This is a genomic window from Rhodococcus sp. FH8 (assembly GCF_019266085.1).
Lineage (GTDB): Bacteria > Actinomycetota > Actinomycetes > Mycobacteriales > Mycobacteriaceae > Rhodococcus_F > Rhodococcus_F qingshengii.
Genome location: NZ_LPNQ01000072.1, coordinates 1 through 8114, shown reverse-complemented (window position 1 = coordinate 8114; position 8114 = coordinate 1). Strand labels below are relative to the sequence as shown.

10 protein-coding genes and 1 pseudogene are annotated in these 8114 nt (G+C 60.0%); 9 read left to right on the top strand and 2 right to left on the bottom strand.

The features are described from left to right. On the bottom strand, nucleotides 1-505 hold a 505-nt coding region (locus tag ATN38_RS18445; RefSeq protein WP_218748339.1), incomplete at its 3' end, for a site-specific integrase. Nucleotides 506-693: 188 nt separating this feature from the next. Here ATN38_RS18445 and ATN38_RS33220 point away from each other — a divergent pair. Then, the gene (locus ATN38_RS33220; protein ID WP_308256303.1) at nucleotides 694-1134 is read left to right on the top strand and encodes a hypothetical protein; all 441 of its coding nucleotides are present in this window, start codon (nucleotides 694-696) and stop codon (nucleotides 1132-1134) included. On the opposite strand, the gene ATN38_RS32880 is transcribed toward ATN38_RS33220, so the two are convergent. Continuing rightward, nucleotides 1032-1247: a transposase gene (locus tag ATN38_RS32880; RefSeq protein WP_231783836.1), complete on the bottom strand. Its 216-nt coding sequence runs from the start codon at nucleotides 1245-1247 to the stop codon at nucleotides 1032-1034. The genes ATN38_RS33220 and ATN38_RS32880 overlap by 103 nt on opposite strands. On the opposite strand from ATN38_RS32880, the gene ATN38_RS33415 reads away from it, so the two are divergent. From ATN38_RS33415 to ATN38_RS18405, 8 genes and pseudogenes are all read left to right on the top strand, one after another. Further along, a complete protein-coding gene (locus ATN38_RS33415) occupies nucleotides 1166-1642 on the top strand; it encodes a DDE-type integrase/transposase/recombinase (protein ID WP_143173150.1) in 477 nt (158 codons plus the stop codon). The two genes, ATN38_RS32880 and ATN38_RS33415, sit on opposite strands and share 82 nt — an antisense overlap. A 104-nt stretch (nucleotides 1643-1746) precedes the next feature. Then, the gene (locus tag ATN38_RS18430) at nucleotides 1747-2853 is read left to right on the top strand and encodes an IS110 family transposase (protein WP_003945393.1); all 1107 of its coding nucleotides are present in this window, start codon (nucleotides 1747-1749) and stop codon (nucleotides 2851-2853) included. A gap of 16 nt (nucleotides 2854-2869) precedes the next feature. Beyond that, a pseudogene (locus ATN38_RS18425) lies at nucleotides 2870-3132 on the top strand (transposase); the annotation flags it as partial. Between the two features lie 328 nt (nucleotides 3133-3460). Next, nucleotides 3461-4726: an IS256 family transposase gene (locus ATN38_RS18420; protein WP_003943361.1), complete on the top strand. Its 1266-nt coding sequence runs from the start codon at nucleotides 3461-3463 to the stop codon at nucleotides 4724-4726. Nucleotides 4727-5086: 360 nt separating this feature from the next. Then, entirely contained in the window at nucleotides 5087-5617 is a 531-nt protein-coding gene (locus ATN38_RS33110; RefSeq protein ID WP_003945383.1) for a M20/M25/M40 family metallo-hydrolase, read from the top strand. 2 nt (nucleotides 5618-5619) lie between these two features. Next, entirely contained in the window at nucleotides 5620-6267 is a 648-nt protein-coding gene (locus ATN38_RS33105; RefSeq protein ID WP_003945380.1) for a peptidase dimerization domain-containing protein, read from the top strand. Between the two features lie 286 nt (nucleotides 6268-6553). Further along, nucleotides 6554-7135 (top strand): hypothetical protein, encoded by a 582-nt coding sequence (locus ATN38_RS18410; RefSeq protein ID WP_037132137.1) that lies wholly within the window; start codon nucleotides 6554-6556, stop codon nucleotides 7133-7135. Between the two features lie 651 nt (nucleotides 7136-7786). Continuing rightward, on the top strand, nucleotides 7787-8114 hold a 328-nt coding region (locus ATN38_RS18405), incomplete at its 3' end, for a helix-turn-helix domain-containing protein (RefSeq protein WP_218748338.1).

Sequence of the window (8114 nt, the reverse complement as noted above, 5' to 3'; positions counted from 1 at the left end):
GAGGGGTGACCCACCTGACGTTGGCGACCCGCACGTCCTTCGGTCGATTGGCGGCCACCTCAACCACAGTGTCGTCACGGCGGCGCACGGTATGCGTCGCGACCGGGCTACGCTCCACCGCGCCGGAGACCACCGCCCAGTCGAACAGCAACCTGAACGCGGCAAGCTCCCGAGCCCACTTGGCTCCACCGATCGGCCGCGGGTTGTCCGCCGACCGGCGGCGCCACGCGTCGTAGTCATTGATGTCGTCGTAATCGGCTTCATTCCAGTACTTTCCGCGACGCCACAGGAAGGTAAAGAACAGTCGATAATCTTTCACATACGACCGTCGTGTTCCCTCAGCGAGAAACGCAAACCGGGACCGACGAAAGAACGTCGCCAGCCGCGGATCGATCCGTCCGGCGGGGTCGATCAAGATCGGGGTGGCCTCTTCGACACCCAGCGCTCGTTCGCGGGCATCGATATTCACCCACCCATCAAGCATGTCGTCGAACCCGACCGGCACGTCGACACCACGAGTGGTCCAGTACAACCACCACTCGGAGCAGTCCGACGTGCTAGCGGAAACAGCGTCCACGGAGGGCACTTCTCGAACGTAGCCCCGGCAACAGTGATATCGCCCGCAACACGCCCAGACCTTCGAGGGAACGCACCCTCGCCGCCCGCGAAACCGGACTGACCACCATCCCCGTCGTGATCTACCCCGACACCGAAGGCAGTGACAAGGCCCGCGCCGTCGACCGGATCGGTAAGCAGATCACTGCCAACCGGCACCGCGAAGGGCTGACCGCAGCGCAGCACACCCGAGGAGTTGCGCAGATGCTCGAATTCGGCGCATCCATCACGAAGGTGTCCAAGACCCTCGCGATGGACAAAAAGGATGTCAAAGCCCAGGCAGCGGTAGGGAAAGCCGAGGCAGCCCGCGCCGCCCTCGATGCCGGACAGCTCGACCTCGCACACGCGGCAGTAGTGGCCGAGTTCGAGGAAGCCGGAGACACCGAAGCCGTCGAAAAGCTCCTGACCACCAGGCCTTACAACTTCGACCACGTAGCGGAGCGACTACGCGGGTTGCGCGAAGAACGGGAGGCATACGCCCGCGCCATGGTCAGCCCCGTCTTCCGCAACCAGTTGTAGCCGGCGTTTTCATGAATGCCGACCGCTCGCGCTGCGGCGCGGACCGTGCCACCTCTATCGAGCAATCGAAAGAATTCTTCCTTCTGCTGATCCGTGTACTTTTTCCCAGCCACCGCCACACCTTCCAGTAGGTGTTGCGACGATCGCTGGAATCCAAGCCCGTGAAGGTAAAATTTACTGCGCCGCTGTCCTGGATACGTTTTCGAGGCGAGTCGTCGGTTGGTCGATCGACAGCTCGCAGACAGCGACGTTGGTGACAAACGCTCTAGGAATGGGCATTTCCAATCGAGGCCCAACACCCGGCACACTCATTCACTCGGACAGTGAGACTGTTCGTGCCGGTGTTTTCGGATTTCCTGACCGTTACCGCATGGAGACGAGAGAATGCTGGTGCCGGGAGTTCCCAGTGTTCCTGACCCTCACTCCGATCGACGATCGTGTGTCTTTCCTTGGATTTGTCGGTTCCTGGGAACCCCCGGTGAGGCGCTACGCCTCACCGTCGGGGTGACCTGAGGAGAGCCTGCACCACCAGGTGCTCATCACTGTCTTGTCCGCCGGTTCGGTCGATGCGCGGCGCCGCCTTGCTCATCGGTCAACGGAGAGGAAAGCGACATGACAAGGATGCCTGACAAAGCCGATCTCGATCAAGACCGGCGAGTGTTCGCCGGAGTCGATACCCACAAAGAACTGCACGTCGCCGCGGTGATCGATACCGACGACAACGTCCTCGGAACTCGCAGTTTTCCGACCACCCGAAACGGGTATCGAACCATGCTGACCTGGATCGGCGAGTACGGCAATCTGATCCGGATCGGTATTGAGGGCACTGGCTCCTACGGAGCTGGGCTGACCCGCCACCTCGCGAAAGCCGGCGTGACGGTACTCGAGGTGGACCGCCCCGATCGCTCGGACCGTCGCCGTAAGGGCAAAGACGACGACCTCGACGCCATCAACGCGGCCCGCGCAGCCAAGACCAACCGGCGCACCACCACCCCGAAATCGAAAGACGGTGCCGTCGAGTCACTTCGGGTGTTGAGGGTGACCCGAGCCCATTCGGTACGAGAGCGGCGCAGTGCGCTGCAACTGCTGCGGATGACGATCATCTCCGCTCCCGACGAGCTGCGCGCTCAGGTCCGCGATCTGACGCGGATGCAACTGATCCGCCTCCTCGCCGCCTGGCGACCGGATGTCGCGAACGCTACTGATCCCGTGACCGCCTACCGGGTGTCGATGAAGTCCCTGGCTCGCCGCTATCTCGAATTAACCGACGAGATCGCCGATCTCGACGAACTGATCAACCCAATCGTGAAAGCCCTCGCACCTCAACTACTCGAGCGCGTCGGAATCGGTATCGAAGTCGCCGGACAAATGCTTGTCACCGCCGGCGATAATTCCGATCGAATGAAATCCGAAGCCGCGTTCGCGATGCTATGCGGTGTTGCACCGCTACCCGCATCTTCTGGCATGACCCAACGCCACCGCCTCAATCGCGGCGGTGACCGCCAAGCCAACCGAGCCTTGCATCTGGCCGTCATCGGCCGCATTCGACTCGACCCGAAAACCCAGGCCTACGTAGAGAAGAAAACCAGCGAAGGCCACTCGAAACTGGAAACTATCCGGTGCCTGAAGCGCTACCTGGCTCGCGAGGTCTACTACCTCCTCAACCCTGGACCGCAGACAATCACCCCGAACACCCGACACCATCGAAAAGCAGCTTGACTCTCAGGAGAGCATCCACGGAGTGCAGTTCACGTCCTGGGCATTCACCCACCGGGCGCACGACTCAGGGCTGGTCCCGTCAATGGGATCGATCGGCGATTGCTATGACAACGCCGTGATCGAATCTTTCTGGGGCAGAATACAAACCGAACCCTTGAACAGAAAACGCTGGAAAACGAGGATCGAACTGGCCAACGCCATGTTCGAGTACCTCGAGATCTTCCACAACGGTAGCGTCGGCACAGTGCACTCGGGATGCTGACCCCGATCGAGTTCGAGACATACACTTCACACGTCAACCCGTTGCCTGAAGTCAAATATGGCGGCTCCACGAAACTCGGGGTACATCACTACGGATACTGTCAGGTAGAGACCGATCTAGGCGATCGCACGTGTCACCAAAGTCGTCATCAAGTTACCTCTTCCTGTCACAAGCCGGAGGGTTCGGCGCATCGCGGATCAACCCTCACACCTGTTGGACCCTAACGAGTGTCACTGTTGAGCGGGACCCATCCGACCTCAGTCGGATGCATGGGACTGTCTGAATAACGGTGGATCCGGTCCTTGATTCAACACGCCGAGCTGAGCTTGGCGGGAAGGATCGACGATGACCGAAACACTTGATCCCATGGCAGAGACTGAGGTGGATCAGAAGCAGTTGGCCGAGCAGCTCCTGGCTCAGGCCAAGGAGCAGGGCGTGGAGTTGATGGGCCCGAACGGACTCCTCAATCAACTCACCAAAAACGTCCTAGAGACCGCGTTAGACGCGGAGATGACCGAGCACCTGGGCTACGAGAAGCACGATGCCGCCGGCCGCGGCAGCGGCAACTCGAGGAACGGTACCCGTTCGAAGACGGTGCTCACTGAGATCGGGCCGGTGGAGATCGAAGTGCCACGCGACGTCGATTCTTCGTTCGACCCGCAGATTGTTAAGAAGCGTCAGCGACGCTTGACGGGTATCGATGAGATCGTATTGTCATTGACGGCAAAGGGTTTGACGACCGGCGAGATATCCGCGCACTTTCAAGATATTTACGGAGCGTCGGTGTCGAAGGACACGATCTCGCGGATCACCGACAAGGTCGTCGGGGAAATGACGGAGTGGCAGAACCGGCCACTTGATCGGGTGTATCCGGTGATGTTCATCGATGCGGTGCACGTGAAGGTTCGCGATGGGCAGGTCACCAACCGGCCGATGTATGTCGCGATCGGCGTCACCGTCAATGGCGAACGCGACATCCTCGGGATCTGGGCCGGCGAGGGCGGAGAGGGCGCAAAGTTCTGGCTCTCGGTCCTGACCGAGATCAAGAACCGTGGTGTGGCGGACGTCTGCATCGTTGTGTGCGACGGACTCAAAGGATTGCCTGAAGCGATCAACACCGTCTGGGAACTCGCTGTGGTGCAGACGTGCATTATTCATCTGATACGCAACACTTTTCGCTTTGCCTCTCGTAAATATTGGGATGCGATGGCGCGTGATCTCAAACCTGTCTACACCGCTCCGTCGGAGTTTGCGGCCAGGGAACGATTCGCTGAGTTCACGCAGAAATGGGGGCAGCAGTATCCAGCGATTATCAAGATGTGGGACAACGCGTGGAGTGAGTTCGTTCCGTTCCTGGACTACGACGTCGAGATCAGGCGCGTCATCTGCTCGACGAACGCGATCGAGTCTGTCAACGCTCGCTACAGGCGCGCAGTACGGGCGCGTGGGCACTTCCCGACTGAGCAGGCGGCGCTCAAATGCTTGTACTTGGCCACGCGTGCTCTGGACCCGACAGGGAAAGGTAAGGCACGATGGGCAATGAGGTGGAAGCCCGCGCTCAATGCGTTTGCGATCACCTTCGAAGGACGCATCACCCTGAACGGTAACTAACCGACATCAAGGTCGGATCCACCGTTAATCGGACACTCCCGGATGCATCGTAGCGAACGGGAGTGGTGTTGTTTTGGGAATATTGGGTGATGAAATCGGTTGGATCCGCCGAGGTTGGTATCCACATGGTCGGAAGATTCCAAGAGCGTGATGTTTGGGTGCCTTTTGTGGGTCCCAATGCCGCTATACGCATTTCGATGCTGTCCAACGCGTTTTGGCTGCGCGTAGACCCAGCCCATGCTTGTAACGATCTCCTGAGAGCGTTGGGTCGGTGGCGTCGAGTTGGTCGAAACTTGCTTGAAAGAATTTGAGGTTGCCCCAGTCGGGCTGTGCCCTGGATGGACACGGCATGATGGGTACGTGAACCTTGACGAGCTCTACTGCGACCTGCATGCGCATCCAGAACTTTCCTTCGAAGAAACACGCACGGCTGCAATCGCTGCCGCGGAACTTCGGGCCGCAGGGTTCGCTGTTATCGAGGGCGTCGGAGCCACGGGGGTCGTCGGTGTGCTTCGGAACGGTAGTGGGCCGACGGTGCTGCTGCGAGCTGACATGGATGCATTGCCGGTGGTGGAGGCCACTGGTCTGGCGTATGCCAGCATCACATCAGGTGTCATGCACGCGTGCGGGCATGACGTGCATGTTGCCTGTCTGATCGGCGCGACTCGGGAGCTTGCCGCGACGCGGGGGGATTGGAGTGGCACGGTCGTGGCTGTGTTTCAGCCAGCCGAGGAGGTCGGGCGCGGCGCGCAGGCAATGCTCGACGACAGGCTGTATGAAAGAGTGCCGATACCGGATGTCGTACTCGCCAGCACGTCGGGCCCGCACCCGCCGGGATGGTCGGAGCTCACTCTGGCGCGGCCTTCGCTTCAGCTGACAGCATCGACATAACGGTGCAGGGACGTGGTGGACACGGATCGAGGCCCGAGACCACGATCGATCCGATCGTCATCGCTTCGTCCATCGTCGGGCGGTTGCAGACCATTGTCTCCCGGGAGATTGCGCCGAAGGAGACCGCGGTGGTTACCGTTGGGCGGCTCAACGCCGGCACAAAGAACAACATCATCCCTGACAGCGCGGAGCTTGGCCTGACCATTCGCTCCTACAGTGAGGATGTGCGGGAGCGTATGTTGGCTGCGATCGAGCGCATCGTGAGTGCCGAGGCGGCAGCGTCCGGAGCGCCGGATCCTGTGATCGTGCGGGCGGAGTCTTTTCCCGTTACGGTCAATGGAGACAATGCTACTGAGCGCACGATGGTCGCGTTCCGGTCGGCGTTCGGCGACGACACGGTCTTTGACCCCGGGCAGGTCTCGGGAAGCGAGGATGTCGGTTTGCTCGCTACTGCTGCGAGTGCGCCGTTGGTCTACTGGATTCTCGGGGGTACGCACCCGGCAACGTATCGGGCCGCTGCGGAGGCAGGGAGCATCGACCGCGATATCCCATCGAACCACTCGGCCTATTTCGCTCCGGAAGTTCAACCGACACTTAACCGTGGGGTCGCTGCCTTGGTGATCGCCACTCGGGAGTGGTTGCGAGTCTGAGCCTGGTCGAGGGCCACACGCACGCGTCTTCACCGCCAAGACGACGAAGTTAGTCGGACCGACGGCGTAACTGTGCACATGATCGTCGCCGTCGACGTTTCGTACTCAACCCGCCCATCTAGATCTGATTGTCTACACGGGAATCGTGGGCAAGGCGCATGATCGACTCTATGAATCCAGTCGGTTGCCGACATTCTGATCTTGAGCTTCGCCGTTCAGCCGGATATGGACGCGATCATTGACAGTTTCGCCCAGTCCTATTTCGCTGAACGGCTATGGTCGGTCCATGCTTATTGCACGGATGCAAATACTAGGACTGATTGTGGGTCCGGCGATTTTTGGGCTTTCGCCGCTGTTCTGGAACGACGGGCATTACGGAGTGGTCGGTGGCATGCTCATCGCTGTATCGACCGTGCCGTGGGTGTTCGGGCTCCTAGGTGAGTACGAGAAGCTGCGTGCCCCCTTCCCGGTTGTGTCTGGGCTGTGGTTCTTGCTGGTGCTGGTAGGCATGTTCGGGACTGTCGCGTTCGGGCTGCAAGGTTTCTTCGAGGGTGTCTTCGGCGTCGACGACAGTTCGGCACTAGCGTCGTTCGCCGGCTACCCGACGGCCGGCACAATCATGTTGCTGCTCGCGGGGCCGACCTTTCCCTTCGCGCTTGTTGTGTTTGGAACCATGCAGTGGCGTGCCCGCACGGTTCCGCCGGCCTGCGCTGTCCTAGTGCTCATCGCGGCGGTTGCGTTCCCGATCGCCCGAGCTACGCGTGAGGTGCCCGTAGCAATCGTCGCCGACCTCGTGATGGTAGCAGCGTTCTGCGGAGTGGCGTGGTATGCGTGGACAAGGCAGATCGCCGCCGTCGACAACTCTTGACTCTGTATTAGTAAGTGACCGAATTATTCTGTACTGCAATATGATACGAAATGCGAGGTGCCGCGATCATATCGGTGTTCTTGTCGGGTTAGGCAGGACTTGATGAGTCACCCTGACTGCCAGTGAAAGCTGTCCAATCGGTGCCATCAAGACGATCTTAGTGAGGACGGAAGGTGTCAGGTGTTCGCGATCGTCAGTGTCGACACAGGCGCTCGCACCGCAATCACGCGGGTGATCACTACTCGCAGCATCGTGCTTTCCGGTTTTCCTCGTTCACCTCCTTACCACGGAATCAGGTCATCTAGTCGTCTGGCAGCCAGACAGGCACCATATTCTCGAAGACAGCTAGCGGTCGTCGGGCGTGGAGAACGATTCGGCACAAACCAGCGGTTGATGTGGGATCTCAAACGCCGCCTCGCTGAAGTGGCGCGGTTGGGGAAACCCGATCTGCTTTCGCTCACCTGGACTTAGGCACTGACCTTGACAACGAAAGGATTCAAGCCTTTGACCGCACAGACGTATGTCGTCGTTGCCGAACTAGATGTTGCGGGTACGGACGTTGATGACGCGGGACTGAAGTAGACGGGCTGGTCCTCGGCGCGAGAATAGGAATTGCGACATAGCCGTTCTCGACCAAGAAGGACCAGCCCTGTGACACACCGTAATGCCCCACTCACCGTCGAGGGAAGACGACGCCTGATCGAGCGGTGTCACGACCGCCCGATCGCCCACGTCGCCGCCGAAATGGGCATCTCCCGACAATGCGCCTCCAAGTGGGTCAACCGGTATCGCAAGTACGGTGACCTGGGATTACAGGACCGATCCAGCACGCCGCACCATCAACCGACCGCTACAGCCGCGGAGGTCGTGGCCGACATCGAGTCGATGCGACGAACCCGGAAATGGTCCGCCTCACGCATCACGTTCGAACTCCGAATGGATGGAACGGTCATTGCTCGCCGGACCGTCACGAAAATCC

Excerpts from the sequence above, each read along its gene's own strand:
- ATN38_RS18410 (WP_037132137.1), top strand. The coding sequence starts at position 6,554 with ATGCTTATTGCACGGATGCAAATACTAGGACTGATTGTGGGTCCGGCG.
- ATN38_RS18420 (WP_003943361.1), top strand. The coding sequence starts at position 3,461 with ATGACCGAAACACTTGATCCCATGGCAGAGACTGAGGTGGATCAGAAG.
- ATN38_RS18430 (WP_003945393.1), top strand. The coding sequence starts at position 1,747 with ATGACAAGGATGCCTGACAAAGCCGATCTCGATCAAGACCGGCGAGTG.